Genomic DNA, 25957 nt, shown 5'->3' on the forward strand with positions numbered 1-25957 from the left:
AGTCGCGTGAACAGCCCAATTTTTCGCACTGCGTCATTCGCATGTGGAAAGCCGCTGTCACAAAGATTCATGCAATGCCGTTAAGCGATTCACGGCAAAGCGCTTTTCAGGATCGGGCTATGTGGAAAAGTTTAACGATTATTTTTTTTTGTGCGCGGCTTGGCCGCCGTCGCTGGTGTGGCGTCGCCGGCCAGTTCGGCAAGCTTCGCCTCGAGCGCCTCGATGCGGGCGGCAAGGCGAGTGTTTTCTTCCCGCGCCTTGGCGGCCATCTCGCGCGCGGCTTCGAACTCTTCGCGCTGCACCACGTCCATGGTGTTGAGAATGCGTTCGGCCTGCCCCTTGAAGGCCGTCTCCACCTCCCGGCGCACGCCCTGGGCGGCGCCGGCGGCGTCGGTCATCAGCTTGGCGAATTCATCGAGAATGCGGTTCGGTCCGGTCGACATGGCAAATCCTCGCGCTTGCACAAATTGACGTAGTGGCGCTGCGCGTCGAATGCAAGCATGTTGCGCCGCGCTGCGGCATCAAGTCGAGGGCGCCCACCTTGCCTTGACCCTGCCAAAACCCTGCCGCATGGTCCGCGCGCAAACGCGTTTCGCAATGAGAGTTCCCCGTTGAACGAATATTTCCTGCTGCCGCTGGCCTCCTTGCCCTTCCCCAACATCAACCCGATCCTCATCCAGATCGGGCCGCTGGCGGTGCACTGGTATGGCGTCGGCTATATCGTCGGTATCCTGTTCGCCTGGTGGTATGCCAAGCGGCTTGCCAGCAATGCCAGGCTGTGGCCGAACGGCGTCCTGCCGATGAAGCCGGAGGATCTCGACGACTTCATCGTCTGGGCGGCCATCGGCGTCGTGCTCGGCGGCCGCACCGGCTATGTGCTGTTCTATGATCTGCCACGCTACATCGCCCACCCGCTCGATATCTTGGCGGTCTGGCAAGGCGGTATGTCGTTCCATGGCGGCCTGCTTGGCGTCATCCTCGCCATGACGCTGTTTTCCATCAAGCGCGGCATCCGCACCTGGTCGCTGTTTGACGTCGTGGCGGCCGGCGTGCCGGTCGGCCTTGGCCTGGTGCGCGTCGCCAACTTCATCAACTCCGAGCTGTGGGGGCGCCCAACCGACGTGCCCTGGGCTTTCGAATTCCCCAATGGCGGGCCGTTTGCCCGTCACCCGAGCCAGCTCTACGAGGCGCTTCTCGAAGGCGTGGTGCTGTTCCTCGTGCTGCGCATTCTCACCCATTCGCGCCTCAAGCTGACGACGCCGCGCTTCGTCGGCGGCGCCTTCATCTGCGGCTACGGCCTGTCGCGCATCTTCGTCGAGTTCTTCCGCGAGCCCGACCAGCAGCTCGGCTATCTCCTCGGCACCAACTGGCTGACCATGGGCATGATCCTGTCGACGCCGATGGTGCTGGCCGGCATCTGGGCGATGCTGACCGCCAAGCCGGTGACGCAGCCGCAGCCGGCATGACACGGCTGAAGACCCGCATCGTCGACCTGATCGAGGCCCTGGGGCCGATACCGATCAACGAATATATGGCGCTGTGCCTGTTCGACCCGGCGGACGGCTACTACACGACGCGCGAGCCTTTTGGTGCGGCCGGCGACTTCATCACCGCGCCGGAGATCAGCCAAATGTTCGGCGAATTGGTCGCCGTGTGGATGTACCAGGCGTGGCAGGCGAGCGGCCGGCCGCTGCCGGCCACCATCGCCGAGATCGGCCCCGGCCGCGGCACGCTGATGAAGGACATGCTGCGTACGCTGTCGCGGCTCGATCCTGATCTGGCCAGCGGCGCCACCTTCGCCATGATCGAGACCAGCCCGCGCCTGACCGAGGTGCAAAAGCAGACGCTTGGCGCCACACCCTTCGCGGTTGGCTGGCATGAAACCATCGAGACCTTGCCGCAGCAACCGCTGTTCATCGTCGGCAACGAACTGTTCGACGCCGTGCCCATCCGCCAGTTCCTCCGCGCCGGCGCCGGCTGGCGCGAGCGCGTGGTCGGCCTCGACGAGACCAACGACCTTTGCTTCTTCGCCGGCGCCGGCTCGGTCGACCCGACGCTGCTGCCCGCCGATGCCACCCAAGCGCCGCAAGGTTCGATCGCCGAAGTGGCGCCTGCCCGGACCGCGCTCATGGCAACGATCGCCGAGCGCATATCCAGGCATGGCGGCGCTGGCCTGTTTCTCGACTATGGCCATCTCCAGCCGGGTGTCGGGGACACGCTGCAGGCCTTGCGCAGCCACGATCACGAAGATGTGCTGGCCAATCCCGGTGAGGCCGACCTCACCTCCCATGTCGATTTCGCCGCCCTGGCCGCGATCGTGCGTGCACATGGCCTCGAAGCCCATCTGACGACACAGGGCGACTTCCTGCTCGGCATGGGCATCCTCGAGCGCGCCGGCCGGCTTGGCGCCGATGCCGGCCAGGCGGCGCGCGAAAGGATCGCCGGCGACGTCGAGCGCCTCGCAGGGCCGCAAGCCATGGGCGAGCTGTTCAAGGTGCTTGCGGTACTGCCTCGCGGCGTGGCGGTTCGGCCCTTCGCCGGGGCGGATTGACTTTTTACCGCCGCCCCTCCCAATCTCTCGTCCGCGCTTTGCAGCGCCTGTTCTCGACCAAGCACCTTCTTCTTGACGAAACCGCCCACACGGACAACAACGCCCGCATGCTGAATCAGACCAAACCGGATCCCGTTCGGTCGCCGCTGCTGGACAAGGCGCAGGCACAAGGCATCCGCCACGGCTATTTCACCCGCATCGGCGGTGTCTCCGGCGGCATCTACCAGGGCCTCAACATCGGCACCGGATCGAATGACGACCAGGCGCTGGTCGCAGAGAACCGCGGCCGCGTCGCCGCCTGGATGGGCGTGCCGGCGAACCATCTGTTGACCGCCTGGCAAATCCATTCGCCCGACGTCATCATCGCCAGGGAGCCCTTTGCCGGCGAGCGGCCCAAGGCAGACGCCATCGTCACCGACCGGCCGGGCATCGCCATCGGCGCTTCGACCGCCGATTGCGGTCCCGTGCTGTTCGCGGATGCTGAGGCGCGCATCATCGGCGCCGCGCATGCCGGCTGGAAAGGCGCGTTCACCGGCGTGCTCGAAAACACCATCCTGGCAATGGAAAGCCTCGGTGCCCGGCGTCAAAACATCGTCGCCGTGCTGGGCCCCTCCATCGGCCCTGATAACTACGAGGTCGGCCCGGAATTCGTCGCCCGCTTTGTCGATGCCGACGCCGAAAACATCCTCTATTTCGCGCCGTCCGCCAATGCCGGCCATGCCATGTTCGACCTCAACCGCTACACGGTTGACCGGCTGGCCGAGGCCGGCGTGACGGCTGAGGGCCTCGACCGCTGCACTTACGCCGAGGAAGGCCTGTTCTACTCCTACCGGCGCACCACGCATCGCAAGGAGCCCGATTACGGCCGGCAGGTTTCGGCAATCGTCTTGGAGAGGGAATAATGGCGCTGCATTTTGAACGATCTGAATTTGACGCGCGGCGCGACCGGCTGATCATCGAGATGGCCGAAAAGAAGCTCGACGCCATCCTGCTGTTCGCGCAGGAAAGCATGTACTGGCTGACCGGCTACGACACGTTCGGCTTCTGCTTCTTCCAGTGCCTGGTGGTGAAAGCCGACGGTTCGATGGTGCTGCTGACCCGCTCGGCCGACCTGCGCCAGGCGCGTCAGACCTCGATTATCGACAACATCGTCTTGTGGACGGACCGTAATGACGCCAATCCGGCGGTAGACCTGCGTAATCTGCTCAACGAACTCGACCTGCTCGGAGCCCGCATCGGTGTCGAATACGACACCCATGGCCTGACCGCGTTCAATGGCCGACGGCTCGACGAACAGTTGCAGACCTTCGGCCAGATCGCCGATGCGTCCGGCATTGTCGGCCGCCTGCGCCTGTTCAAGAGCCCGGCCGAGATCGCCAAGGCCGAGAAGGCCGCCAATCTCTCCGACGATGCGCTCGACGCGGCGCTGCCGCTGATCAAGCAAGGCGGCGACGAAGCCCTGATCCTGGCCGCCATGCAGGGTGCGATCTTTGCCGGCGGCGGCGACTATCCGGCCAACGAATTCATCATCGGCTCCGGCGTCGATGCGCTGCTGTGCCGCTACAAGGCCGGCCGCCGCAAGCTCACCAAAAATGACCAGCTGACGCTCGAATGGGCCGGCGTCTTCAACCACTACCACGCACCGATGATGCGCACGGTGCTGACCGGCAAGGTGTCGAAGCGCCATCAGGAACTGTTCGACGCCGCCCGCGCGGCACTCCTGGCTGTCGAAAAGGCGATGACGCCGGGCAACAGCTTCGGCGACGTCTTCGATGCGCATGCCCGCACCATGGAGGCGCACGGCCTGACCAAGCACCGGCTGAACGCCTGCGGCTATTCGGTCGGCGCCCGCTTCACTCCGTCCTGGATGGACATGCCGATGTTCTACCAGGGCAATCCCGAACCGATCGCGCCCAACATGACGCTGTTCGCCCATATGATCATCATGGACTCCGATACCGAGACGGCGATGACGCTGGGCCGCACCTACCTGACCACCGAATCCCAGCCCAAGCCGCTGTCCCGCCATGATCTCGACTTGATCGTACAGTGAATCCACAATGGGAGGCGTTCTTCGCCAAGGAGTTAGAAGGCAAATGAGACGATCGCATGTGACGACCGTGTCATTGCTTGTGGCATTGGCTCTTGCCGCCTGCACCAACGCAAAGGACGTGCTCGAACCGTCGGCGATCACTCCGCCGGCGACGTCGACCCAGACGCTGCCCGCCACCAGCACGGCGGGCGCTCCCGCAACCACCGCCGCACCGGTCACATCAGCCCAAAGCGCTGCCATCCTGTCGAAGACCCGCCTGCAGATCGCGCCGATCGTCGGCGCTTCGGTGGAAGCCGCGACACCTCTGACGGCGGAGTTGCAGACCCGCGCCAGGCAGCGCGGTATCACGCTCGCCGGCAGCGCCGACCAGACCGTGACACATGTGCTGAAGGGCTATTTCTCGACGATGTCGGAAGGCGCCGACACCACCGTCATCTATGTCTGGGATGTCTATGACCCCGCCGGCAACCGGCTGCACCGCATCAATGGTCAGCAGAAGGCTCCGTCGGTCAATTCCGGCGCCAGCGCGGGCGGCGACAGCTGGAAGGGGGTCTCGCCGGCCACCATGCAGACGATCGCCGACCAGACTATCGACCAATTCGCGGCCTGGCTCGGCGGCAAGGCGGGCTAGAGGCATCGGACCCAAAAAGTGGAGACGGTTTTGGGAAAATCCGATGCCCAACGAGAAGAAGGAGCAGCGCAAGTCCGCTGCTCCCTGTTGCAGCCCGGCGATGGCGCGGAGCTTTCTTGAGTTTAGCCGGCGGATTCCCGATCTCGGCGCTTGCAATACCGGCGCGGGCCGCTAAAAGCCCGGTTAAAGGGCGCAAGCGAGTCCGTCAGGTCTCATCATCCTCCACCAGGAACCGTGCATGAAACTCTTCGCGGGCAATTCCAACAGGGTGCTGGCCGAAGCGGTCGCCCGGTACCTCAACGTCCCGCTGGGCAAAGCCACGGTCAGGCGCTTCGCCGACCAGGAAATCTTCGTCGAAATCCAGGAAAACGTGCGCGGCGAGGATGTCTTCATCCTGCAATCGACCTCGTTCCCGACCAACGATCATTTGATGGAATTGCTCATCATGATCGATGCCTTCATGCGTTCCTCGGCCAAGCGCATCACGGCGGTCATCCCCTATTTCGGCTACGCCAGGCAGGACCGCCGCGCCTCCGGCCGCACGCCGATCTCGGCCAAGCTGGTCGCCAACATGATCACCCGCGCCGGTGTCGACCGCGTTCTGACACTTGACCTGCATGCCGGCCAGATCCAGGGCTTCTTCGATATTCCGACCGACAATCTGTTTTCCGTGCCGGTGATGGCCCGCGACGTGAAGGCCAAATACAAGCAACTCGGCAACGTCGTGGTGGTCTCGCCCGACATTGGCGGCGTGGTCCGCGCCCGTGCGCTGGCCAAGCGCTTCGATGCGCAACTGGCCATCGTCGACAAGCGCCGCGAACGGCCCGGCGAATCGGAAGTCATGAACATCATCGGCGCGGTCGCCGGCAAGGATTGCCTGCTGATCGACGACATCGTCGATTCCGGCGGCACGCTGTGCAACGCCGCCGATGCACTGCTGGCCAACGGCGCCACCAGTGTCACCGCCTATATCACCCACGGTGTGCTGTCGGGCGGTGCGGTTGCCCGCATCAGCGGCTCGAAGCTGCAGGAACTGGTGATCACCGATTCCATCCAGCCCACCCAGGGCGTGCTCGACGCGCCCAACATCCGCGTCATCTCGATCGCCGACCTCATGGGCGAAGCCATTTCGCGCACCGCGACCGAGGAATCGGTGTCGAGCCTGTTCGACTAGAGCAATTCTAGCTAGAGCAATTCTAGGAAAAGTGTGAAGCGGTTTTCCCGGGAAAAGCGCGTAGCGCTTTCCCTAGAGAATTACGTCAAAACAAAGAGTTAGAGCAGATCGCCGTTTTACGGTGAAATGCTCTAGAACAGCACCTGCCGTTACGGCGCAGGGCTTTCCAACCGAACCGGGCCGACCAGGCGACGAGCGACCTCGACGCTTTCTCGTGCGCCGCGCATATAGCCGCGCGGCGAGGTCCCCAGCATGCGCTTGAACATGGTGATGAAGGCCGGCACGCTGTCATAGCCGAGATCGAGCGCCACCCTGGTGATCGGCTCGCCGTCCGCCAGCCTGGGCAGCGCCGCGAACAGGCAGGCCTGCTGGCGCCATGTCGACAGCGACAGGCCGGTCTGGCGCTGGAAGGCGCGGGTGAAGGAGCGGCGGCTCATGCCGGCGGCATCCGCCCATTCATCGATCGTCGCATGCGGCGACGGTGCCGCGACGAAGCGCCGGCAGAGCGCCGACAGCCTTGGATCGGACGGGAATGGCAGGCCGAGCGGCCGTTCCGGCAAGGTCGGGATTTCGTGCAGCAAAAGGTTCATGATCAGCCCACCACGTCCTTCCAGAACGCCGCCTTGCGGCAGCTTTTCCGATTCCACGATCAGGCTGTGCATCAGGTCGGTGACGCCGACGACGCGCAAGCCTTCGGGCAGCCCGGGGATCGCCTGTGGCATGACATAGACCGAACGCATCGAGACATCGCCCAGCATCTCGACGGAATGCTCGGTGCCGGCTGGAATCCACATCGCGTGGTCGGGCGGCACCATCCAGCGTCCGTAGCGCGTCGTCACCAGCACCACGCCGACAAGCGCATGCAAGAGCTGGCTGCGGCTGTGGCGGTGCTGCGGCACACGGTAGCCATCGGGATATTCGGTCGGCAATGCCACCGCCGGCCCTGCCACTTGCTCAAGCCACTGCCAGCGGCTCTCGTGCAACTGGCCGAGATTGGCGTTGCCAGCGTGAAAGACTTCTTTGCCGTGCGGCATCCGATATGGCCCACTTGCGAAACTATTGGACCAAACCACGAAAGAAGTCATCCCGCAAGCAGCTTATAAGGCACCGGTCCCAAGCGCTCCACAGGAGCGTCCGACAAGGCGGCCGCAGGTGCGTCCGTCAACTGCCTGCGGGCCTGCCCGCCAAAAAGACCACGGAGCCTACCTTGACCGATACGATAGCCGCCAGCGTCGCCCCACCGGCGACCACCAGTCACGCTTCAGCCCAGGCGACGGCCTTCACCGTCATCCTGGCGGTGAGCTTCTGCCACTGCATCAACGACATCATGCAGTCGCTGCTGTCGGCCATTTACCCGCTCCTGAAAGAGAATTATGGCCTCGATTTCTGGCAGATCGGCTTGTTGACCTTCACCTTCCAGGTGACCGCGTCGTTGCTGCAGCCTGTGATCGGCATGATCACCGACAAACGGCCGATGCCCTATTCGCTGCCCTACGGCATGGCGTCATCGCTGATCGGCCTGATTGTGCTCGCCTATGCCGGGCACTATTCGCTGCTCCTGATCGGCGCCTCGCTGATCGGCATCGGCTCGGCGATCTTCCATCCGGAATCCTCGCGCATCGCCCGCTTCGCCTCCGGCGGCCGCTTCGGCCTGGCGCAGTCGCTGTTCCAGGTTGGCGGCAATTTCGGACAGTCCATGGGGCCGCTGCTGGCAGCCTTCATCGTCGTGCCGTTCGGCCAGACCAGCATTTCCTGGTTCGCCGTCGGCTCGCTGATCGGCATCATCGTTTTGTGGCAGGTCGGCGGCTGGTACAGCCGGCTGCGTGCCGCACAGGGCACCCGCAAGGCGGCGAGCTTCGTTTCGCCCTTCCCGCGCCGCAAGGTGATGAACGCATTGATCGTGCTGACCCTGCTGGTGCTGAGCAAGAATGCCTACATCGCCAGCCTCGCCAGCTACTACACCTTCTATTCCATGCATAAGTTCGGCGTTTCGGTGCAGATGAGCCAAGTCATGCTGTTCCTGTTCCTCGGTGCCTCGGCGCTGGGCATCCTGCTCGGCGGCCCGTTCGGCGACCGCTACGGGCAGAAGGCGATGATCTGGTTCTCCATCGTCGGCGTGCTGCCCTTCACGCTCGCCTTGCCCTACGCCAATCTGGAATGGACGATGGTGCTGACGGTGCTGATCGGCCTGATCCTGTCCTCTGCCTTCTCGAACATCGTCGTCTTTGCGCAGGAACTCGTGCCGGGCCGCGTCGGCATGATCGCCGGCATCTTCTTCGGCTTCGCTTTCGGCATGGGCGGCATCGCGGCGGCCGTGCTCGGTATCGTCGCCGATATGAAGGGCATCGATTTCGTCTTCCAGATCTGCTCGTATTTGCCGTTTCTTGGATTGCTCACCGTGTTCCTGCCAAACATGAAGGAAGCGCGCAAAGCGCAGGCGGCCGCCTAGATCAGGCGGGTCTGCCGCTGTCACAAAAATGCACCCGCCTGATGACGGGTGCATTTTTGTGGGCCATGGCCTTAAGCCTTGAAGAAGGCCAGCAGGTCGGCGTTGATGATGTCTGCATGGGTCGTGGCCATGCCGTGCGGGAAGCCCTTGTAGACCTTGAGCTCGCCCTTCTTGAGCAGCTTGATCGTCAGCAGCGCCGAATCGGCGATCGGAACGATCTGGTCGTCGTCTCCGTGCATGACCAGGACAGGCACGTCGATTGCCTTCAGATCCTCGGTGAAGTCGGTTTCCGAGAAGGCCTTGATACAATCATAATGCGCCTTGGTGCCGCCCATCATGCCCTGGCGCCACCAATTGTCGATGACGCCCTGCGAGATGTCCGCGCCCGGACGGTTGAACCCGTAGAACGGACCTGATGGAACGTCGCGGAAGAACTGGGCGCGATTGGCTGCCTGGGCGGAGCGGAAGCCGTCGAACACTTCGATCGGCAGGCCGCCGGGATTGGCGGCAGTCTTGAGCATGATTGGCGGCACCGCGCCGATCAGCACCGCCTTGGCGACACGGCCGCCGGCGCCATAGTTGGCAACATAGCGGGCCACTTCGCCGCCGCCGGTCGAATGTCCGACGTGAATGGCATTCTTGAGGTCGAGATAAGCGGCGAGTTCCGCGACATCGGCGGCATAGGTGTCCATTTCGTTGCCGATATCCGTCTGGGTCGAGCGCCCATGGCCACGCCGATCATGGGCAATGACACGGTAGCCTTGTGCCAAGAAGAACAGCATCTGGGCGTCCCAATCGTCGCTGCTCAACGGCCAGCCATGATGGAAGACGACAGGCTGCCCGGTCCCCCAGTCCTTGTAGTAAATCTGCGTTCCGTCCTTGGTGGTGATCGTACCGCTGCCGGAGCTGGGCTTGGTTTGCGAGGTCATCTCAATCTCCTTGTGGTTATTTCCGCGATAAACAATATCGCGATAACCATATAGCTAGCGCGGCACAAAACCCTTGTCCACAAAAATATATATCGCGATATCATTTTTCGTGGTATCGAATTGATGCCCATATTGGCAAAAGGAATGCGCCGTGCCTCTCCCGTTGGACAATCAGCTCTGTTTCACGCTCTATGCCACCAGCATGGCGATAAACCGCACCTACAAGCCGATGCTGGACGAAATGGGCATCACCTATCCGCAGTACCTGGTGCTGAACGCGCTTGGAGAGGCCGATGGGATGTCGGTCGGCACCATCGCCAACCGGTTGGCTTTGGAATCGAGCACCGTCACGCCGCTGGTGAAGCGAATGGAGCAAGCCGGGCTGGTGACCCGCCAGCGCAGCCAGACCGACGAACGCCAGGTGCAGGTCGACCTGACATCAGCCGGACGCGCGCTGCTGGTCCAGTGCAACTGTCTGAACGAGACCTTGGTCGAACGCTCGGGCATGACGCTGGCCGAGCTCGATGCCTTGAACCGGCAGATCCAGGCGCTACGCAACGCGTTGACCGGCGACCGGTAGCCCCTACGTAGCCGCTTGGCCCAGTCATGGGTTGATTGCAATCAGTACGGCTTTTGAGGGCGGCTAAGCCAAACGTCGGAAAGAGGCCACCATCATGCGGACTTAAGCACGGCAAATGACCGTTTGCGCATGGCCCGCTTTGCCTGGAAACTGGCGGCGGGAGCGGGGCGGCCGACATGGAAGCCCTGGATCTTGTCTATGCCGAATTCGCGCATCAAAGCCATCTGTTCGTCGGTTTCCACCCCTTCGACCAGGATCTTGTGGCCGCGATTTCGAACCAGGGTGATGATGTCCTGCAGCATCGCCTTGCCGCTCAGGGAGCTGCAGTCGTGCAGAAACGATCGGTCGATCTTCACCGTGTCGAAATCGATCAGGCGAAGCCACGAAAGGCCCGCAAAGCCCGTCCCGAAATCATCAAGCCATATCTTGATCCCGAGCAGCTTCAGGTCGCTGATGCAGCGCAGAATGTCCGAGTGCATCTCCATCTCCAGCCCTTCGGTGATCTCGAAGGCCAGCCTGCTGCCGGCGACGCCGGTTTCGCCCAGAATGGTCGCGACAGACGTTGCGAAGCCAGGTGTCTTAAGCTGGATCGGGGAGACGTTGACGCTGACGACACGGACGTGGTCGTCAGCCAGGAGTTCGGCGCACACCGTCCTTATCGCCCAGCGCCCGAGTTCCAGGATCGCGCCGGTTCGCTCGGCGACGGGAATGAACAGGCTCGGCGGAACCGATGTGCCGTCCAGCATTTTGAGGCGCATCAGAGCCTCCACCGCTTCAACCCGGTCCGATTTGACATCCTGGATAGGCTGATAAACCAGTGAAACGAGATTCTGGCCGATCGCGATCTTCAGCAAGGCCGCGATGTTCTCGCTCTCGTCGCTGCTTTGCGGATCGGTTGGATCGAACAGCCGGGCACAATTTCGGCCGCCGGCTTTTGCCAGATAGAGAGCGCGATCGGCCTCGTGGATGATCTTCTCCAGCTTGGCGCCGGTCTGCGTCCTGGTGAATGCGGCGCCAACGCTCACCGTTACGATCGAGACGCCGTCGCGCCGCAGTTCGTGCGTCAGCGCCAGGTTCTCGACCGTGCTGCAAATGGCTTCCGCTATATCCAGGATCTGCTCTTTTTTCTCCATGCGAGCCAGGACGATGAACTCTTCACCGCCATAGCGGCCGATGGAGCCATTATACTGCTTGATCATGTCGCTAAGGGCATTGGCGACATGGATCAGGCAGCGGTCGCCTTCCTGATGGCCGTAGCAGTCGTTGAATTTCTTGAAGAAGTCCACGTCGATGAGGATCGCCCCGAAGCTGGTACCGACCTTTTGCCAATCGCTCCAGTAGTCCCGCAGCTTCTCGTCGATCGCGCGCCGGTTCTCCAGACCCGTCAGCGGATCGGTCCGCGACAACCTCAGCAGGGCCTTGCCGCGTTCGGTCGCCTCATTGTGCTGGATCTTGGCTTCCAGGGCATTCAGAAAGACGTTGTAGCGTTCCTCATTCAGTTTCCAGTTCACATACGAGGTGAACGTGAAACAGGATATATAGAAAGCCCCGAATACCATTTTGTATGTAAGGGTTGAAGGAACGAAATAATTCACGATGTAAAGTATACACAATATTATTGCCGAGGTTACGATAGAAAGCTTGAAATTGAACGTAAAGAAAAGATTTGCGCTCATCATGAATATGGTCCCAAAGACCATGTAGTAAGAGACGCTTTCCTTGTCCGCGCCAAGAACCGCTGGGCACAACCAACCAACATAGCCGAAGATGATGGCTCCGGCGCAGGTCACGTCGAGCCATTCCGTTCCAATCCCCCGGCGAAGCTGTGCTTCGAGGATCAAAAGCGCGCTCAAGCCGACTGCGAAGCGCGCCGTGATCGTGTAGGCGGCAACATCCGGGATCAGCAGCAGATCCGTTGCCGAAAACAAGAGATAGATCGCAACCGCAATCCAGAGCCCTGGCCTGGCTTCTCCTCTTCGCGTCGCCTGCGCTTCGGTGCGGTAAAGGGTGCGGAGCTCGTCGGCGCTCAGTTCATAGCGCGGCTCGTACGGCTCCGCATCAACCGTATCGACCAATACGGAGGACAGGTGTTCGTTCATCACAATAGACCCCGTTTGAAAGGGATTTTGTTTTCCGAACTCATTTCCAGCTTCTGCCCCCACGCGGGCCGGCTCCTTTGGGACGCGACGGCGATTGCGACGCCGGGCAAACAAATGCAATCGCGCAAGACAAGTTTCCGTTAACTCGAACCCGGAATTCGGGCCGGAAGCCGTCTAAAGAGGAACATGGTTGGCGGGAAATTAATCATAACGATAAAATGCCGTCAGCCCGACATTGGCAAATGGAGCATTCTACGCAATAAGTTAACCGACTGTTAACTATGGAGTGATGGCGTGCAGACCGTTCTTGATGGCAAAAGCTTGATTACTGCCGCGATGCTCGCCGGCACGCTGCCTCGGGGAAAGCTCGAGCATCATGGGGAAGCGTTCGAAACCGCGCGCGCGGAGCTGGCGCTCATTCTTCACGCGACACAGCAGCAGATCGAACAGGACAAGAACCCCGCCGAGATCGTCGGTCGCTTGCTGTCCTTCCTGAATGGTCTGCATTCCAAGGTTCATCCCGACGTCTGGCATGCGTTGATACCGGTGGCGCAGAACCATCCGATCCTGAAGTATTTTCTCGAGGATCCGCTGACGCACTGGTCCTTCACCAAGCCCAGGGGCTATTCCGGCGACGCGCAGTTGCTTGATTACATCTATTGCGACCCACACGTGGCAGAGAGCGTGGCCAATGCCTCGGAGATCGGCAAGGCGCTCTATAGCCATACCCAGAACGTACCCTCATGCGTCGCGGCACGGGAACGACGCGACCTCCTGACCCGATATGTCGACGAGATTGCGGTCAAGAATGGGCCCCAAACCGAGGTCCTGGCGATCGCGGCCGGCCATTTGCGGGAGGCCAATCGCTCGGTCGCCTTGACGGAGGGCCGTCTCAAGCGCTGGGTTGCGCTCGATCAGGATCCCCAGAGCGTTGGGCTGATCGCGCGCGACTTCCAGGGCACTGCGGTCGAAGCCATCGACGGCTCGGTGCGAACCGTGCTCACGCGGGGTCACAAGCTCGGCAAGTTCGATTTCATCTATGCCTCCGGCCTTTACGACTACCTCGCCCACAACGTCGCGGTGAAACTCACGAAGACATGCCTGCAGATGCTGAAGCCGAACGGGACGTTCCTGTTTGCCAACTACGCCGAGGGCACGCCTGACGCCGGCTACCGGGAGACATTCATGGACTGGGTGTTGCTGCTGCGATCGGAGGTCGATATGTGGAACATCGTCAATGCCAGCGTCGACCGCAACACCGTCGAGGCGCGGGTGTTCTTCGGCGAGAACCGCAACGTGCTTTATGCCGTCATCGAAAAGCGCGGATAGCGACCGCCTGGACTGCACCAGCCTGGGCGTGCCTTTGGCTTGCACCTCCGGCCGCCTTCCGCTATAGAGCCGCCACCCGCGTAGACACCCTTGGAGGCAACGCGGCGGAAGGCCGCCTTCCCGCATGATCCCGAAAAGTGGATTCCAGTTTTCGGACCAGATCATGCATGGGTATATCGGCTTTCGACGTTTACGGTCCAGGCACTCTGCCCACCGTGAGCGCTCCAGAACAAACCGAAAGGAAATGCCATGAGCCACGACACTTACGAGCTCAAGGCCGAAGCACGCGAACAGGTCGGTAAGGGGTCCGCCCGTGCAGTTCGCCGCAACGGTAAAGTGCCTGCAGTAATCTATGGTGACAAGCAGCCTCCCCTGGCTATCGCGCTCACCTACAAGGATATCTACTACAAGATCCATGGCGGTGGGTTTCTGACCACGATCGCCACGATCGATGTCGACGGCAAGAAGATCCAGGTCCTGCCGAAGGACTTCCAGCTCGACCCGGTCAAGGATTTCCCTGTCCATGTCGACTTCCTGCGCATCGGCAAGGACACCGAAGTCAATGTCGACGTGCCTGTCCACTTCATCAACGAGGACAAGTCGCCCGGCATCAAGCGCGGCGGTGTGCTCAACATCGTGCGTCACGAAGTCGAGTTCCACTGCCCGGCCAATGCGATCCCGGAGTTCATCACCGTCGATCTCACCGGCGCCAACATCGGCGACTCGATCCACATCTCGGCGGTCAAGCTGCCGGCTGGCGTCAAGCCTGTGATCTCCGACCGCGACTTCACCATCGCGACCATTGCCGGTTCGTCGGCGATGAAGCCGGAGACGGAAGAGACGGCTGAAGCAGCTGCACCTGAAGCGGCTCCTGCCGCCGACGAGAAGTAACTCTTTCACGCCCGGAGCAGGCGATGCTGCTGTTTGCAGGTCTCGGCAATCCGGGCGCGAAATACGCTGACAACCGCCACAATGTCGGTTTCATGGCGGCGGACGCAATCGCCCGCCGCCATTCCTTTTCGCCCTGGTCGAAGAAATTCCAGGGCCTCATTTCCGAGGGCACGCTCGGCGGCGAAAAAATCGTCCTGATCAAGCCGCAGACCTTCATGAACCTGTCCGGCCAGTCGGTCGGCGAAGCACTGCGCTTCTACAAGCTCGAGCTTTCCGCGCTCACCGTCTTCTATGACGAGATCGACCTTGCCGAAGGCAAGCTGCGCATCAAGACCGGTGGCGGCGCCGGCGGCCACAACGGCATCCGGTCGATCGACGGCCATATCGGCAATGGCTATCGCCGCGTGCGCATCGGCGTCGGCCATCCCGGCGTCAAGGAAATGGTCCAGCACCATGTGCTCGGCAATTTCGCCAAAGCCGACCGCGAATGGCTCGACCCGCTGCTCGACGCGATCGCCGACAATGCCGCCATGATCGTCAAGGGCGACGAATCCGGCTTCATGAATAAGGCCAGTCTCGCCGTCCAGGGCAAGGCCGGGCCGGAGCCCGAAAAGCCAGCGCAGAAGCAGTCGGCGCAGAAGCAGCAAAGTCATGTCCGCCAAGCACGGCCTCAACAGCCGGTGGTCAAGCTGCCGGAAAGCGGTCCAATGGCCGCCATGCTGAAGAAGCTGTTCGGCGGCAAGGACTGAGCATCAAGGGGACCGAAGGGCTTGACGTTGATCACCCCTATCGCCCATAGCCCTGATCAAATTTCTATTTTCCCGATAGGACCGAACAAAAATGGGTTTCAAATGCGGCATCGTTGGCTTGCCCAACGTCGGCAAGTCGACGCTTTTCAACGCGTTGACCAGAACGGCTGCGGCGCAAGCCGCCAACTATCCATTCTGCACCATCGAACCGAACACCGGCGAAGTGGCGGTGCCAGATCCGCGCCTGCAGAAGATCGCGGCGATCGCCAGGTCGAAGGAGATCATCCCGACCCGCATATCCTTCGTCGACATTGCCGGCCTGGTGCGCGGTGCCTCGAAAGGCGAAGGGCTGGGCAACCAGTTCCTCGCCAACATCCGCGAGGTCGACGCCATCGTGCATGTGTTGCGCTGCTTCGAGGATGACGACATCACCCATGTCGAGGGCCGCATCGACCCCGTCGCCGATGCCGAGACGGTCGAGACCGAGCTGATGCTCGCCGACCTCGACAGCCTCGAGCGCCGCATCGTGCAATTCCGCAAGCGCGCCGGCAGCAAGGACAAGGAAGCAACGACCGTGTTGCCTTTGATGGAGGCAGCGCTCGAACTGCTGCAGGCCGGCAAACCGACCCGCATTCTGCTCAAGGGTATTTCGGCCGAAGATCTGCGCATCCTGCAGGGCCTGAACCTTCTGACCTCGCATCCCGTGCTCTATGTCTGCAATGTCGCCGAGGCCGACGCCGCCACCGGCAACGAGCACACCAGGGCCGTGGAAAAGATGGCCACCGCCCAGGGCGCCGGCACCGTCGTCATCTCGGCGGCGATCGAAGCCGAGGTCGCGCAGCTCTCGGACGAGGAAGAGATGGAATTCCTGTCCTCGCTTGGCCTCGACGAGCCCGGCCTCAACAAGGTCATCCGCGCCGGCTACGACCTGTTGCATCTCATCACCTATTTCACCGCCGGGCCGAAGGAGACGCGCGCCTGGACCATTCATAAGGGCGACAAGGCCCCCCAAGCCGCCGGTGTCATCCACACCGATTTCGAACGCGGCTTCATCCGCGCCCAGACCATCTCCTACAACGACTTCGTCACACTGGGCGGCGAAGTGGCGGCCAAGGAAGCCGGCAAGGCGCGCGACGAAGGCAAGGAATATGTCGTCCAGGACGGCGACGTGCTGTTGTTCAAGTTCAACACCTGATTTCTCGAAGCACGACGCGCATGGCAGCGCTGCCATGTAGGCGAAGGCAGCGTTTGCATGGCCGCAGCGGGCACGAGATGGCAGCCTCGATACTGTAAAGCGTATCGCAATGCGACCGATATCTGAGGTCGACAGAATCACTCAGCATCTGTTGCGTGATAAATACATCGCTATGACATAAATCCTCCTAGACACCCCACTCATTCTGCGTATCGATGTACCGGGGTGGAGGATGGCGACGATGGTGACACACGTCTTTGGGGGGCCAGACACCCCGAAGAAGCTCCGTTGCTTACAGGAATATCTCAGAGCCTTTGCAATCGCTTTGCGCGATCAGGAATTCGCTTGCGTTTACATCGATGCTTTTGCCGGTTCCGGGACCCGTACAGAAGTTCGCCCCGGTCTTCCTCTCTTCGGTTCAGAAGTGGCAGAACCCGAAGAAGTAACCACACAGGGGTCGGCTAGGATTGCAATCGAAGTCGACCCACCGATGCATTCTATCGTGCTAATCGAACAGGATAGCTCCCGTTTTGCGCAGCTTGAGCAACTGATCTCCGAGTATCCCAATCGCAAGATAATTGCTCGGAACGGGGATGCTAACGACCTTGTCCAACGCCTTTGCAACCGCACAAATTGGCGTGGGCCGGAAACAGTCGGTCGTGGAATTCGTGGCGTTGTCTTCCTCGACCCTTATGGCATGGAGGTCTCCTGGGAGACGGTAAAGGCCATCGCAGCTACAGAAGCCTTGGACTGCTGGTATTTCTTTCCGCTATCAGGCCTCTACCGAAATGCTCCCCATGACCCGGCAAAGCTCGATCCGAGCAAGCAGGCAAGCCTGGATCGCGTTCTAGGAGCAACCGATTGGCGCGAGCGTTGGTACAGCCACGAAAGTACTCGCCAAGACCTATTCGAAACGAACGGACAAGCAGTTCGGCGAGCGGATGTGAACGCTATCGAATCCTACGTGAAGGAGCGCCTGCGCACAGTCTTCAAAGGGGCTGTTTTGGACCCAGTTCGCCTTCATCACAAAGGAGGCGCACCGCTGGCTTCACTGTTTTTCGCTGTGTCAAACACCAGTCCGGCTGCCGTCGCACTAGCGACAAAGATGGCCTCTCATATTCTCAGATCGGGAAGATTGTCCCAAAGCCGATCGCGATAAGTGCGGCCTGTCACCTTCTTGTTCTTGCCGCCCCACTGTTTGAAGAAGAACGCTGTGTCCGCGTCGGTGCACTGGTCGAAAATCTCGTCCACCCATCGCGTATCTAGCGGCCTAGCCTGTGGCCCACTTTCGCCGCCGACGATTGCCCAATGGATGCTTTGAAGATTCGCGCCAGCCACGGAGCCAATTAGAGGTTCGAATGAGACAAATCTCACGGCCGCAGGAACCTTACGGAGATCATCCAGCCTGTACAGTACCCGACTATCTTCGACACTGGTACCGAGCCAGACATTTGGAAGCACATTGAACCCGGGGGACGAAAGTACCTCCGACATTCTATCGGGCCGCTTTGTCAGAACCTGATAGGTGTGGTGAGGCGTGGATGCCATGACCTGCCATATCTCACCGATGAAGGCGGTTGGCACTTCCGTATGAAAGAGATCAGACATTGAGTTTACGAAGACACGCCTAGGCTTCTTCCATTCTCGCGGAATGGAAAGCGATGAGCGGTCGAGCTTAATCTTTCCCGACCATTTCGCTCTGCCGCCGCTCTTGCGTGTTACCCCCCTATACTTGTCGACTCCCATAGCCTCCAGTCGAGCAGCCATCCTCATCGCGTAACAATTTGTGCATCCGGCGGTAAGGATTGTGCAGCCGGCGACTGGGTTCCAGGTTGCATCTGTCCATTCGATTGATGTTTCGGCCATCACATCACCTTCCGTGTTGATGGAAGAGTGGCATAGACATTGTAACGTCTTTCTAAATTCTACGATAGGAATTTGTTCACAACGAGGCTTGTAGCTCGCTGTATCACGCCTAGCTTGACGGAAATAGGCTCAGTTCTCCTAATACCGACTGCTACGCGAATTTTTCCGATCCGGCCGGTGGTGATCCACGGGGTCGCCACTTGTCTTGATTTTGTCACGTCACAGGTCTAAGCGGCAGACGCACGGTCGGCGCTGACGTCGAGAACCCGTGCAATCCAACACGACGCGTCAATCCGAACGCACCCTTTGGCCCCAGCAAGGGATACCAGGCGATGATCAAGGCCTTCGTCGTGGACAATGACCGCCTGCGCGTCGTCGACGATCTCCTGGCAAACAGCGAGACCATCGTCTGGGCGGACCTGTTCAACCCGACCAAGGAAGAGGAAGCGACGATCGAGAGCTGGCTCGGCGTTGCCATTCCGACGCGCGAGGAGATGGAGGAGATCGAGATTTCGAGCCGCCTCTATGTCGAGGACGGCGCCTATTTCATGACCGCCACCCTGCCCGCCCAGACCGAAATCGACGATCCCTTGATGTCGCCAGTTACCTTCGTGCTGGCCGGCACAAGGCTGATCACGGTGCGCTACCACGAGCCGAAGGCCTTCAAGACCTTTCCGCAGCGCGCCGAGAAGGTGGCGACCGGCTGCACCAGCGGCGACACCATCCTGATCGGCTTGCTGGAGGCGATCGTCGACCGTCTCGCCGACATTCTGGAACGCGCCGGCCGCGACATCGAGGCGATCTCGCGCGATATCTTCGAGGCGCGGTCGACCAAGGTTTCCAAGCGCAACCGTGATTTCCAGGAGTTGCTGAAAGCCATCGGCCGCAAGGAGGACATTGCCTCCTCGATCCGCGACAGCCTGATCTCGCTGCAGCGCCTGGCAGGCTTCTTCGCCCATGCCTCGACCCGCACCAAGATGAGCAAGGACACCAAGGCGCGCATCAAGACGCTGTCTCGCGACGTGCTGTCGCTCGCCGACCACGCCACCTTCCTGTCGCTGAAGATCTCCTTCCTGCTAGACGCCACGCTCGGCATGATCTCGATCGAGCAGAACGCCATCATCAAGATCTTCTCGGTCGCCGCCGTCATCTTCCTGCCGCCGACTTTGGTCGCCTCGATCTACGGCATGAATTTCGACATCATCCCCGAGTTGAAATGGCAACTTGGCTATCCCTTCGCCATCGCCATGATGGTGCTGTCGGCGATCCTGCCCTTCTGGTACTTCCGCCGCCGCGGCTGGCTCTGAGTGGCCTTGTCGATCGGCTGCCACAGGCTGGCGCAGTAAAAATCGCTTGACCAAATGAACGCCGGCCTGCATCCGGAAGCCCCGATCCTGGGGATCGTGGGTCGACAAGCCGGATTCCAGACCATGACTGCAGAGATAAAAACATGGGCCTATGAGGACTTCATCGAGGGCGCATCGATCGACCTCGGCTCGAAGCTCGTGAGTGCCGCCGAGATCGTCGAATTTGCCGGAGAATTCGACCCGCAGCCAATGCATCTCGACGAGGAAGCCGGCAAGGCCAGCATCCTCGGCGGGCTGGCCGCGTCGGGCTGGCACACCTGCGCCATGTTCATGCGCATGCTCTGCGATGCGTTCCTGCTGGACTCGACCTGCCAGGGCGCGCCCGGCGTCGATCAGGTCAAATGGAAGAAACCGGTCCTGGCCGGCGACCAACTGACCGGCACCCTGATGGTTGTTGCCAAGCGCCTGTCGAAATCGAAGCCGCAACTCGGCTTCGTCACCATGCGCAGCGAGTTGTTCAACCAGCGTGGCGAAAGCGTCTTCGAGCTCGAGAACTCCGTCATGTTCCTCACGCGCGATGCCGCGGGGAGCCAAGCATGACACTGGACGAGTTCTTCCGTATCGGCACTACCGTCACGCTCGGCTCGCACACATTCGAGCCCGAGGCGATCAAGGCCTTCGCCCGCAAATACGACCCGCAAATCTTCCATATCGACGAGGAGGCCGCGAAGAAAAGCGTGCTCGGCGGCCTCTGCGCGTCTGGCTGGCACACGGCCGCGACCTGGATGAAACTCAATCTGGAAAACCGTATGGACGCCGAGATCGCTGCGTGGAGCGGTCCCGGTCCGGTGCCGGAATTCGGCCCCTCGCCCGGCTTCAAGAACCTGAAATGGCTGAAGCCGGTCTATGCCGGGCAAGCCATCACCTTCACGCGCACCGCGCTGTCGCACCGCCCGATTGCCTCACGCCCCGGCTGGCGGCTTCTGGCGCTGCGTTCGGAAGCTTTCGATTCCACCGGCGACAAGGTGCTCGAGTTCGAAAGCGCCGTGCTGGTGAAGGTGGAGTGAGCGCCCTTCCTTCTCCCCCTGTGGGAGAAGGTGGATTGCCGCGAAGCGGCAAGACGGATGAGGGGTGCTCCAGCGAAGTGAGGCGTTGGCTTTCCCTGGAACACCCCTCATGCGACCTCGCTTCGCGAGGCCACCTTCTCCCACAGGGGGAGAAGGAGCAAGCGCTCCTCAATGCCCTTCGAATCCTATCAGCGTCCTGACCGGCACACCGAGGGCTTCGAGCTTGGCGCGACCGCCGAGGTCCGGTAGGTCGATGACAAAACAGGCGGCGAGGATGTCGGCGCCGATCTGGCGCAGCAGCTTGACCGCCGCTTCCGCGGTGCCGCCGGTGGCGATCAGATCGTCGACAAGGATCACCTTCTCGCCCGGAGCAACGCCGTCCTTGTGCATCTCCATCTCGTCCAGCCCATATTCCAGACTATAGGCGACGCGCACCGTCTCGTAGGGCAGCTTGCCTTTCTTGCGGATCGGCACGAAGCCGGCCGAGAGCTGATGGGCGACGGCGCCGCCAAGGATGAACCCGCGTGCCTCGATGCCGGCGATCTTGTCGATCTTCTGGCCGGCGTAGGGATGCACCAGTTCGTCGATGGCGCGGCGGAAGGCGCGCGCATTGCCGAGCAGCGTGGTGATGTCGCGAAACAGGATGCCTGGCTTGGGATAGTCCGGAATGGTACGGATGGCGGCGAGCAATGTGTCTTCGAGGGAGGATTTCATGGGTCGAGATTACCTGAAACGGAGGTTCTTGCGCGACAATTGTTCGATCGAACTGCAGCCCATCAGCTTCATGCCGCGTTCGATCTCGACCCGCATCTGCTCAAGGGCCCGTTCGACGCCGGGCTGGCCCGCCGCCGCGAGCGGGAACAGATAGTAGCGTCCGACGCCGACGGCCTTGGCACCGAGCGACAGCGCCTTCAGCACATGCGTGCCGCGCTGCACGCCGCCATCCATGATGACGTCGATCCTGTCGCCAACGGCATCGACGATCTCGGCAAGCTGGTCGAACGCCGCCCGCGAGCCATCCAGCTGCCGCCCGCCATGGTTCGACAGCACGATGCCGCTGCAGCCGATGTCGACGGCGCGTCTTGCGTCCTCCACCGACATAACGCCCTTGAGACAGAACGGACCCGACCAAAGCTTGACCATCTCGGCGACATCGTCCCACGTCATCGACGGGTCTAGCATCTCGGTGAAGTAGCGGCTGATCGACATCGTGCCGCCGCCCATGTCGACATGCTCGTCGAGCTGCGGCAGCTTGAACCCCTCATGCGTGAAATAATTGATCGCCCAGGCTGGCTTGAGCGCGAACTGCGCCATTCCGGCAAGGTTGAGCTTGAAGGGAATGGCAAAGCCGGTGCGTTTGTCGCGCTCGCGATTTCCTCCGGTGATGCTGTCGACGGTCAGCATCATCACCTCGACGCCGACCGCCTTGGCGCGCTGCATCATCGCCCGGTTAAGACCGCGGTCCCGATGGAAATAGAACTGGTAGACCTGCGGGCTGCTGCTGATGCTGCGCGCCTCCTCGAGGCTGACGGTGCCAAGCGACGAGACGCCGAACATGGTGCCATACTTGGCCGCGGCCTTGGCGACCGCGCGCTCGCCCTGATGGTGGAACAGGCGCTGCAAGGCGGTCGGCGAGCAATAGAACGGCATCGCCAGCTTCTGGCCCATGACCGTCACCGACATGTCGACCTCGCTCACCCCGCGCAGCACATTGGGAACCAGATCGCAGGTCTCGAAGCTTTCGGTGTTGCGGCGGTAGGTGACCTCGTCGTCCGCCGCGCCGTCGATGTAATTGAAGATCGGCCCCGGCAGCCGCCGCTGCGCCATGTGGCGGAAATCGGAAAAGTTGTGACAGTCGCTGAGCCGCATCATCGAAATCCAAAAGCCATGGCGGGACGAGCTTCTCGCCACCGTTCGATGCGTCGAATATCAACCTCATGCCGCCATGCCAACGGACTAATTGCCGAACTTCCGCCTAAGCAATGGCGCAGACAAGAAAGGAGCGCCTTGAGCGCCCCTTCCCGTCTAAATCCGGCTGACGAGGATTACATGCCGAGATCGGAACGAAGCTCGGCCCTGGCCACTTCATATTCAGCCTTGAAGTCGTCCCGGTTGAGCAGGACCGCGGCAATGACGCTGCCGGAAATCCTGCCCATCGTGACATCGGACGCAAAATGGATGCCGCCAACCACGCGGTTGTGAGCGTATTTGCTCGCGCGTGCCATGATCTCGGCGCGCTTTTCCGGAACCATGTCGGACAGAATGATGCCCATCATCGTGCCGACGGTGGCGTGTCCGGAAGGCCAGGAACCGGAGTTCGACAGCTTGACCGCAGGCTTGACGAGATCGCTGAGCTGATGCGGGCGCGGGCGCTTCCAGACATCCTTGGCCGGATCGACGACAGCGCCTTCGGTAGCCACCACGCGATCGAAGAAGGCGCTGAATTTCGGCAGCGTTTCCTTGTTGAATTTCGGCCCCATCACGTCGGCAAAGCGCCAGACATTCTCCTCGGCATCGGCCACCGCGCTGGCGACCATCTCCGGGGTGCGCGTGACCTGCAAAGTCAGCACCTCGCCGAGTTCGGCCTTGGTTTGTGCCGAATCGTTTGCCGGCGGCGGCGGCAGGATCATCGTCAGGTCGACATCCTTGTTGGTGATGAAGGGCTGGGCGTCTTCCGCTTGCGCGGCCGAGCCGACGATGAGCAGCAACAGGCCTGCCGCGAGCGATGCGTATCTTTTCATGAATGCGATCCTTTGATGAGAGCAGCACAGGATCGCCGGATGCGGTGACGGCCATGTGACATGACCAGCCTCCGGAAATGCAAAAGGGCGCCTCTCGGCGCCCTTCGCGATCACTTGATTGTGTGGCTCAATGCGCCGCGCCTTCCCACACCTTGCGCTTGGTGAGATAGACCAGCGCGCCGAACAGAAGCAGGAACACCAGCACGCGAAAACCGGTCTTCTTGCGGTCTTCCATATGCGGCTCGGCCGCCCACATCAGGAAGGCGGAAACGTCGCGGGAGTACTGGTCGACTGTCTGCGGCGCGCCGTCATCATAGGTCACCTGGCCGTCGGACAGCGGGTTGGGCATCTTCAGCGACACGCCCGACATGAAATAGGGGTTGTAGTGGGTGCCTTCCGGGATGACCATGCCGGCAGGCGGTGTCTCGTTATAGCCTGTCAGCAGCGAGTGGATATAGTCGGGCCCGCCCGCGTCATACTGGGTGAAGATGTCGAAGACGAATTGCGGAAAGCCGCGCTCGACGCCGCGCGCCTTGGCCAGCAGCGACATGTCGGGCGGAGCAGCACCACCATTGGAAGCGGCGGCCGCTTCGTCGTTTGCGAACGGTGGCGGGAAGTGGTCGGACGGCTTGCCGGGACGGTCGAACATGTCGCCGGCATCGTTGGGACCGTCATGGATCGTGTACTCGGCCGACAGCGTCTTGATCTGCGCATCGGAATAGCCGAGGTCCGACAGCGTGCGGAACGCCACCATGTTCATCGAATGGCAGGCCGCGCAGACTTCCTTGTAGACCTTGAGGCCGCGCTGCAGCTGCGCCTTGTCATAGGTGCCAAACGGGCCGGTGAAGCTCCAGTCCATTTCCTTCGGCTCGTGGATCGGGAAATGCGTCGGCGCGGCGGCGTTGTGCGATTCTTCGGCGGCGATCGCCCAAGTGCCCGCCGACCCGATGCCGACGGCCACGAGGCCGACCAGCGCCAGCGAGGTGAGAATCTTTTTCATGCCAAATCCCCTTAGATTCTCTACCCGCTCAGCCTTTGGTTTCCGGCGCCGCCGTAGCGCCCGCCGGATGTCCGCTGCCGCCCTTGTTCTTCTCGAGGACCGCCTCGGTGATCGAGTTCGGCAGCCGTCGCGGCGTCTCAATCAGGCCGAGCACCGGCAGCGCGATCAGGAAGAAGGCGAAGTAGAACAATGTCGCCATCTGCGCCATGAACACATAGCTGCCTTCGGCCGGCTGCGAGCCCAGCCAGCCAAGCAGGATGGCATCGGCCACGAACAGCCAGAAGAACAGCTTGTACCAGGGCCGGTAAACGGCCGAGCGTACCTTCGAAGTGTCGAGCCACGGCACCAGGAACAACATGACGATGGCGCCGAACATGCACAGCACGCCGCCGAGCTTGGAGTTGATCGGCCCGACATTGAAGGTGATGGCGCGCAGGATCGCGTAGAACGGCAGGAAGTACCATTCGGGCACGATGTGGGCCGGCGTCTTCAGCGGGTTGGCGACGATGTAGTTGTCGGGATGGCCGAGATAGTTCGGCAGGTAGAAGACGAAATAGGCGAAGAAGAACAGAAACACGATCATGCCGAACGCGTCCTTGATGGTCGCGTAGGGGGTGAAGGCGACAGTGTCGGTCTTCGACTTGACCTCGATACCCGTCGGGTTCGACTGGCCCACGACATGCAGCGCCCAGATGTGCAAAACGACGACGCCGGCAATCATGAACGGCAACAGATAGTGCAGCGCAAAGAAGCGGTTCAGCGTCGGGTTGTCGACGGCAAAGCCGCCGAGCAGCAGCTGCTGGATCCAGTCGCCGACCAGCGGAATGGCGCTGAAGAAACCCGTGATGACGGTGGCACCCCAGAAGCTCATCTGGCCCCATGGCAGCACGTAGCCCATGAAGCCGGTCGCCATCATCAGGAGATAGATGATGCAGCCGAGGATCCACAGCAGCTCGCGCGGCGCCTTGTAGGAGCCGTAATAGAGGCCACGGAAGATGTGGATGTAGACGGCGACGAAGAAGAACGAGGCGCCGTTCGAATGCATGTAGCGCAGCAGCCAGCCCGAATTCACGTCGCGCATGATCTTCTCGACCGAGCCGAAGGCGAGATTGGTGTCGGCCGTGTAGTGCATGGCCAGCACGATGCCGGTCAGCATCTGCGCCACCAGCATGATCGACAGGATGCCGCCAAACGTCCAAGCGTAGTTGAGGTTGCGCGGCACCGGATAGGCGACGAAGCTGTCATAGACCAGCCGCGGCAGCGGCATACGGGCGTCGAACCAGCGTCCGAGACCGGTTTTGGGCGTATAGGTCGAGTGTCCCTCGCTCATCGAAATGTCCCCTGCC

At 61.4% G+C, this 25957-nt stretch carries 27 protein-coding genes; 17 read left to right on the forward strand and 10 right to left on the reverse strand.

Annotation, left to right across the window (positions count from 1 at the left end; genetic code table 11):
* Window positions 1-131: 131 nt before the first annotated feature.
* Window positions 132-443, reverse strand: coding sequence for an accessory factor UbiK family protein (locus EOB49_RS06950; protein ID WP_127380564.1), 312 nt, complete (start codon window positions 441-443; stop codon window positions 132-134).
* A gap of 168 nt (window positions 444-611) precedes the next feature.
* Between EOB49_RS06950 and lgt the strand changes: the two genes are divergently transcribed.
* The 7 genes from lgt (at window position 612) to EOB49_RS06980 (ending at window position 6409) form a co-directional block, all read left to right on the forward strand.
* Window positions 612-1466 carry a prolipoprotein diacylglyceryl transferase gene (lgt, locus tag EOB49_RS06955; protein WP_127326800.1) on the forward strand — a complete coding sequence of 285 codons (855 nt, stop codon included), beginning with the start codon at window positions 612-614 and terminating at the stop codon, window positions 1464-1466.
* The gene (locus tag EOB49_RS06960; protein ID WP_127380565.1) at window positions 1463-2551 is read left to right on the forward strand and encodes a class I SAM-dependent methyltransferase; all 1089 of its coding nucleotides are present in this window, start codon (window positions 1463-1465) and stop codon (window positions 2549-2551) included. The genes lgt and EOB49_RS06960 overlap by 4 nt, the downstream gene beginning before the upstream one ends.
* 107 nt (window positions 2552-2658) lie before the next feature.
* Window positions 2659-3453, forward strand: a complete 795-nt coding sequence (pgeF, locus tag EOB49_RS06965) for a peptidoglycan editing factor PgeF (protein ID WP_127380566.1) — start codon at window positions 2659-2661, stop codon at window positions 3451-3453.
* Window positions 3453-4604 (forward strand): Xaa-Pro peptidase family protein, encoded by a 1152-nt coding sequence (locus EOB49_RS06970; protein WP_127380567.1) that lies wholly within the window; start codon window positions 3453-3455, stop codon window positions 4602-4604. The genes pgeF and EOB49_RS06970 overlap by 1 nt, the downstream gene beginning before the upstream one ends.
* A 43-nt stretch (window positions 4605-4647) precedes the next feature.
* Window positions 4648-5235, forward strand: coding sequence for a hypothetical protein (locus EOB49_RS06975; protein WP_127321245.1), 588 nt, complete (start codon window positions 4648-4650; stop codon window positions 5233-5235).
* A 43-nt stretch (window positions 5236-5278) separates the two neighbouring features.
* The gene (locus EOB49_RS38620) at window positions 5279-5410 is read left to right on the forward strand and encodes a hypothetical protein (RefSeq protein WP_256747485.1); all 132 of its coding nucleotides are present in this window, start codon (window positions 5279-5281) and stop codon (window positions 5408-5410) included.
* Window positions 5411-5473: 63 nt separating this feature from the next.
* The gene (locus tag EOB49_RS06980; RefSeq protein WP_013530002.1) at window positions 5474-6409 is read left to right on the forward strand and encodes a ribose-phosphate pyrophosphokinase; all 936 of its coding nucleotides are present in this window, start codon (window positions 5474-5476) and stop codon (window positions 6407-6409) included.
* Window positions 6410-6558: 149 nt separating this feature from the next.
* Here the strand turns inward: EOB49_RS06980 and EOB49_RS06985 are convergent, their stop codons facing one another.
* Window positions 6559-7443 (reverse strand): helix-turn-helix transcriptional regulator, encoded by an 885-nt coding sequence (locus tag EOB49_RS06985; RefSeq protein ID WP_127326796.1) that lies wholly within the window; start codon window positions 7441-7443, stop codon window positions 6559-6561.
* Window positions 7444-7616: 173 nt separating this feature from the next.
* Here EOB49_RS06985 and EOB49_RS06990 point away from each other — a divergent pair, with 173 nt between their 5' ends.
* Window positions 7617-8858, forward strand: a complete 1242-nt coding sequence (locus EOB49_RS06990; RefSeq protein WP_164781609.1) for an MFS transporter — start codon at window positions 7617-7619, stop codon at window positions 8856-8858.
* Between the two features lie 71 nt (window positions 8859-8929).
* Here the strand turns inward: EOB49_RS06990 and EOB49_RS06995 are convergent, their stop codons facing one another.
* Window positions 8930-9787, reverse strand: a complete 858-nt coding sequence (locus tag EOB49_RS06995; RefSeq protein ID WP_127326795.1) for an alpha/beta hydrolase — start codon at window positions 9785-9787, stop codon at window positions 8930-8932.
* A gap of 151 nt (window positions 9788-9938) precedes the next feature.
* On the opposite strand from EOB49_RS06995, the gene EOB49_RS07000 reads away from it, so the two are divergent.
* Entirely contained in the window at window positions 9939-10367 is a 429-nt protein-coding gene (locus EOB49_RS07000) for a MarR family transcriptional regulator (RefSeq protein ID WP_127326794.1), read from the forward strand.
* A 92-nt stretch (window positions 10368-10459) separates the two neighbouring features.
* Here EOB49_RS07000 and EOB49_RS07005 read toward each other — a convergent pair whose 3' ends face one another.
* A complete protein-coding gene (locus tag EOB49_RS07005) occupies window positions 10460-12466 on the reverse strand; it encodes an EAL domain-containing protein (protein ID WP_127267870.1) in 2007 nt (668 codons plus the stop codon).
* Between the two features lie 294 nt (window positions 12467-12760).
* Between EOB49_RS07005 and EOB49_RS07010 the strand changes: the two genes are divergently transcribed.
* The 5 genes from EOB49_RS07010 (at window position 12761) to EOB49_RS07030 (ending at window position 17789) form a co-directional block, all read left to right on the forward strand.
* Window positions 12761-13795: a class I SAM-dependent methyltransferase gene (locus EOB49_RS07010; protein WP_127380568.1), complete on the forward strand. Its 1035-nt coding sequence runs from the start codon at window positions 12761-12763 to the stop codon at window positions 13793-13795.
* A gap of 249 nt (window positions 13796-14044) precedes the next feature.
* Window positions 14045-14686 carry a 50S ribosomal protein L25/general stress protein Ctc gene (locus EOB49_RS07015; RefSeq protein WP_127270548.1) on the forward strand — a complete coding sequence of 214 codons (642 nt, stop codon included), beginning with the start codon at window positions 14045-14047 and terminating at the stop codon, window positions 14684-14686.
* A gap of 23 nt (window positions 14687-14709) precedes the next feature.
* Window positions 14710-15435, forward strand: a complete 726-nt coding sequence (pth, locus tag EOB49_RS07020) for an aminoacyl-tRNA hydrolase (RefSeq protein ID WP_127380569.1) — start codon at window positions 14710-14712, stop codon at window positions 15433-15435.
* Between the two features lie 91 nt (window positions 15436-15526).
* Window positions 15527-16630, forward strand: a complete 1104-nt coding sequence (ychF, locus tag EOB49_RS07025) for a redox-regulated ATPase YchF (protein ID WP_127380570.1) — start codon at window positions 15527-15529, stop codon at window positions 16628-16630.
* A 241-nt stretch (window positions 16631-16871) separates the two neighbouring features.
* Window positions 16872-17789 (forward strand): three-Cys-motif partner protein TcmP, encoded by a 918-nt coding sequence (locus EOB49_RS07030; protein WP_164781610.1) that lies wholly within the window; start codon window positions 16872-16874, stop codon window positions 17787-17789.
* On the opposite strand, the gene EOB49_RS07035 is transcribed toward EOB49_RS07030, so the two are convergent.
* Window positions 17744-18496 (reverse strand): DUF5131 family protein, encoded by a 753-nt coding sequence (locus EOB49_RS07035; RefSeq protein WP_127380572.1) that lies wholly within the window; start codon window positions 18494-18496, stop codon window positions 17744-17746. The two genes, EOB49_RS07030 and EOB49_RS07035, sit on opposite strands and share 46 nt — an antisense overlap.
* 332 nt (window positions 18497-18828) lie before the next feature.
* Here EOB49_RS07035 and corA point away from each other — a divergent pair, with 332 nt between their 5' ends.
* The 3 genes from corA to EOB49_RS07050 all read left to right on the forward strand — a co-directional run bounded on the left by corA (window position 18829) and on the right by EOB49_RS07050 (window position 20870).
* Window positions 18829-19803 carry a magnesium/cobalt transporter CorA gene (gene corA / locus EOB49_RS07040; RefSeq protein ID WP_127380573.1) on the forward strand — a complete coding sequence of 325 codons (975 nt, stop codon included), beginning with the start codon at window positions 18829-18831 and terminating at the stop codon, window positions 19801-19803.
* 123 nt (window positions 19804-19926) lie between these two features.
* Window positions 19927-20403 (forward strand): MaoC family dehydratase, encoded by a 477-nt coding sequence (locus EOB49_RS07045; RefSeq protein ID WP_127269625.1) that lies wholly within the window; start codon window positions 19927-19929, stop codon window positions 20401-20403.
* Window positions 20400-20870: a MaoC family dehydratase gene (locus tag EOB49_RS07050; protein WP_127380574.1), complete on the forward strand. Its 471-nt coding sequence runs from the start codon at window positions 20400-20402 to the stop codon at window positions 20868-20870. The genes EOB49_RS07045 and EOB49_RS07050 overlap by 4 nt, the downstream gene beginning before the upstream one ends.
* Window positions 20871-21038: 168 nt before the next feature.
* Here EOB49_RS07050 and EOB49_RS07055 read toward each other — a convergent pair whose 3' ends face one another.
* From EOB49_RS07055 to EOB49_RS07075, 5 genes are all read right to left on the reverse strand, one after another.
* Window positions 21039-21584, reverse strand: coding sequence for an adenine phosphoribosyltransferase (locus EOB49_RS07055; RefSeq protein ID WP_013529989.1), 546 nt, complete (start codon window positions 21582-21584; stop codon window positions 21039-21041).
* A gap of 9 nt (window positions 21585-21593) precedes the next feature.
* On the reverse strand, window positions 21594-22739 hold the full coding sequence (locus EOB49_RS07060) for an alpha-hydroxy acid oxidase (protein WP_164781611.1): 1146 nt from the start codon (window positions 22737-22739) through the stop codon (window positions 21594-21596).
* A gap of 176 nt (window positions 22740-22915) precedes the next feature.
* The gene (locus tag EOB49_RS07065; protein ID WP_127380576.1) at window positions 22916-23611 is read right to left on the reverse strand and encodes a phosphatase PAP2 family protein; all 696 of its coding nucleotides are present in this window, start codon (window positions 23609-23611) and stop codon (window positions 22916-22918) included.
* A gap of 127 nt (window positions 23612-23738) precedes the next feature.
* Complete coding sequence (locus EOB49_RS07070; protein ID WP_127380577.1) at window positions 23739-24611, reverse strand: cytochrome c1; 873 nt, start codon at window positions 24609-24611, stop codon at window positions 23739-23741.
* Window positions 24612-24639: 28 nt separating this feature from the next.
* Window positions 24640-25941 carry a cytochrome b N-terminal domain-containing protein gene (locus EOB49_RS07075; RefSeq protein WP_127326789.1) on the reverse strand — a complete coding sequence of 434 codons (1302 nt, stop codon included), beginning with the start codon at window positions 25939-25941 and terminating at the stop codon, window positions 24640-24642.
* Between the last annotated feature and the right edge of the window lie 16 nt (window positions 25942-25957).

The organism is Mesorhizobium sp. M7A.F.Ca.MR.148.00.0.0, assembly GCF_003997735.1.
Classification (GTDB): domain Bacteria; phylum Pseudomonadota; class Alphaproteobacteria; order Rhizobiales; family Rhizobiaceae; genus Mesorhizobium.

Bases quoted from the DNA above. Each gene is read 5' to 3' on its own strand.
- EOB49_RS06950 (WP_127380564.1), bottom strand. From the start codon at position 443: ATGTCGACCGGACCGAACCGCATTCTCGATGAATTCGCCAAGCTGATG.
- EOB49_RS06960 (WP_127380565.1), top strand. From the start codon at position 1,463: ATGACACGGCTGAAGACCCGCATCGTCGACCTGATCGAGGCCCTGGGG.
- pgeF (WP_127380566.1), top strand. From the start codon at position 2,659: ATGCTGAATCAGACCAAACCGGATCCCGTTCGGTCGCCGCTGCTGGAC.
- EOB49_RS06970 (WP_127380567.1), top strand. From the start codon at position 3,453: ATGGCGCTGCATTTTGAACGATCTGAATTTGACGCGCGGCGCGACCGG.
- EOB49_RS06975 (WP_127321245.1), top strand. From the start codon at position 4,648: ATGAGACGATCGCATGTGACGACCGTGTCATTGCTTGTGGCATTGGCT.
- EOB49_RS38620 (WP_256747485.1), top strand. From the start codon at position 5,279: ATGCCCAACGAGAAGAAGGAGCAGCGCAAGTCCGCTGCTCCCTGTTGC.
- EOB49_RS06980 (WP_013530002.1), top strand. From the start codon at position 5,474: ATGAAACTCTTCGCGGGCAATTCCAACAGGGTGCTGGCCGAAGCGGTC.
- EOB49_RS06985 (WP_127326796.1), bottom strand. From the start codon at position 7,443: ATGCCGCACGGCAAAGAAGTCTTTCACGCTGGCAACGCCAATCTCGGC.
- EOB49_RS06995 (WP_127326795.1), bottom strand. From the start codon at position 9,787: ATGACCTCGCAAACCAAGCCCAGCTCCGGCAGCGGTACGATCACCACC.
- EOB49_RS07005 (WP_127267870.1), bottom strand. From the start codon at position 12,466: ATGAACGAACACCTGTCCTCCGTATTGGTCGATACGGTTGATGCGGAG.
- EOB49_RS07015 (WP_127270548.1), top strand. From the start codon at position 14,045: ATGAGCCACGACACTTACGAGCTCAAGGCCGAAGCACGCGAACAGGTC.
- pth (WP_127380569.1), top strand. From the start codon at position 14,710: ATGCTGCTGTTTGCAGGTCTCGGCAATCCGGGCGCGAAATACGCTGAC.
- ychF (WP_127380570.1), top strand. From the start codon at position 15,527: ATGGGTTTCAAATGCGGCATCGTTGGCTTGCCCAACGTCGGCAAGTCG.
- EOB49_RS07030 (WP_164781610.1), top strand. From the start codon at position 16,872: ATGGTGACACACGTCTTTGGGGGGCCAGACACCCCGAAGAAGCTCCGT.
- EOB49_RS07035 (WP_127380572.1), bottom strand. From the start codon at position 18,496: ATGGCCGAAACATCAATCGAATGGACAGATGCAACCTGGAACCCAGTC.
- corA (WP_127380573.1), top strand. From the start codon at position 18,829: ATGATCAAGGCCTTCGTCGTGGACAATGACCGCCTGCGCGTCGTCGAC.
- EOB49_RS07045 (WP_127269625.1), top strand. From the start codon at position 19,927: ATGACTGCAGAGATAAAAACATGGGCCTATGAGGACTTCATCGAGGGC.
- EOB49_RS07050 (WP_127380574.1), top strand. From the start codon at position 20,400: ATGACACTGGACGAGTTCTTCCGTATCGGCACTACCGTCACGCTCGGC.
- EOB49_RS07055 (WP_013529989.1), bottom strand. From the start codon at position 21,584: ATGAAATCCTCCCTCGAAGACACATTGCTCGCCGCCATCCGTACCATT.
- EOB49_RS07060 (WP_164781611.1), bottom strand. From the start codon at position 22,739: ATGCGGCTCAGCGACTGTCACAACTTTTCCGATTTCCGCCACATGGCG.
- EOB49_RS07065 (WP_127380576.1), bottom strand. From the start codon at position 23,611: ATGAAAAGATACGCATCGCTCGCGGCAGGCCTGTTGCTGCTCATCGTC.
- EOB49_RS07070 (WP_127380577.1), bottom strand. From the start codon at position 24,611: ATGAAAAAGATTCTCACCTCGCTGGCGCTGGTCGGCCTCGTGGCCGTC.
- EOB49_RS07075 (WP_127326789.1), bottom strand. From the start codon at position 25,941: ATGAGCGAGGGACACTCGACCTATACGCCCAAAACCGGTCTCGGACGC.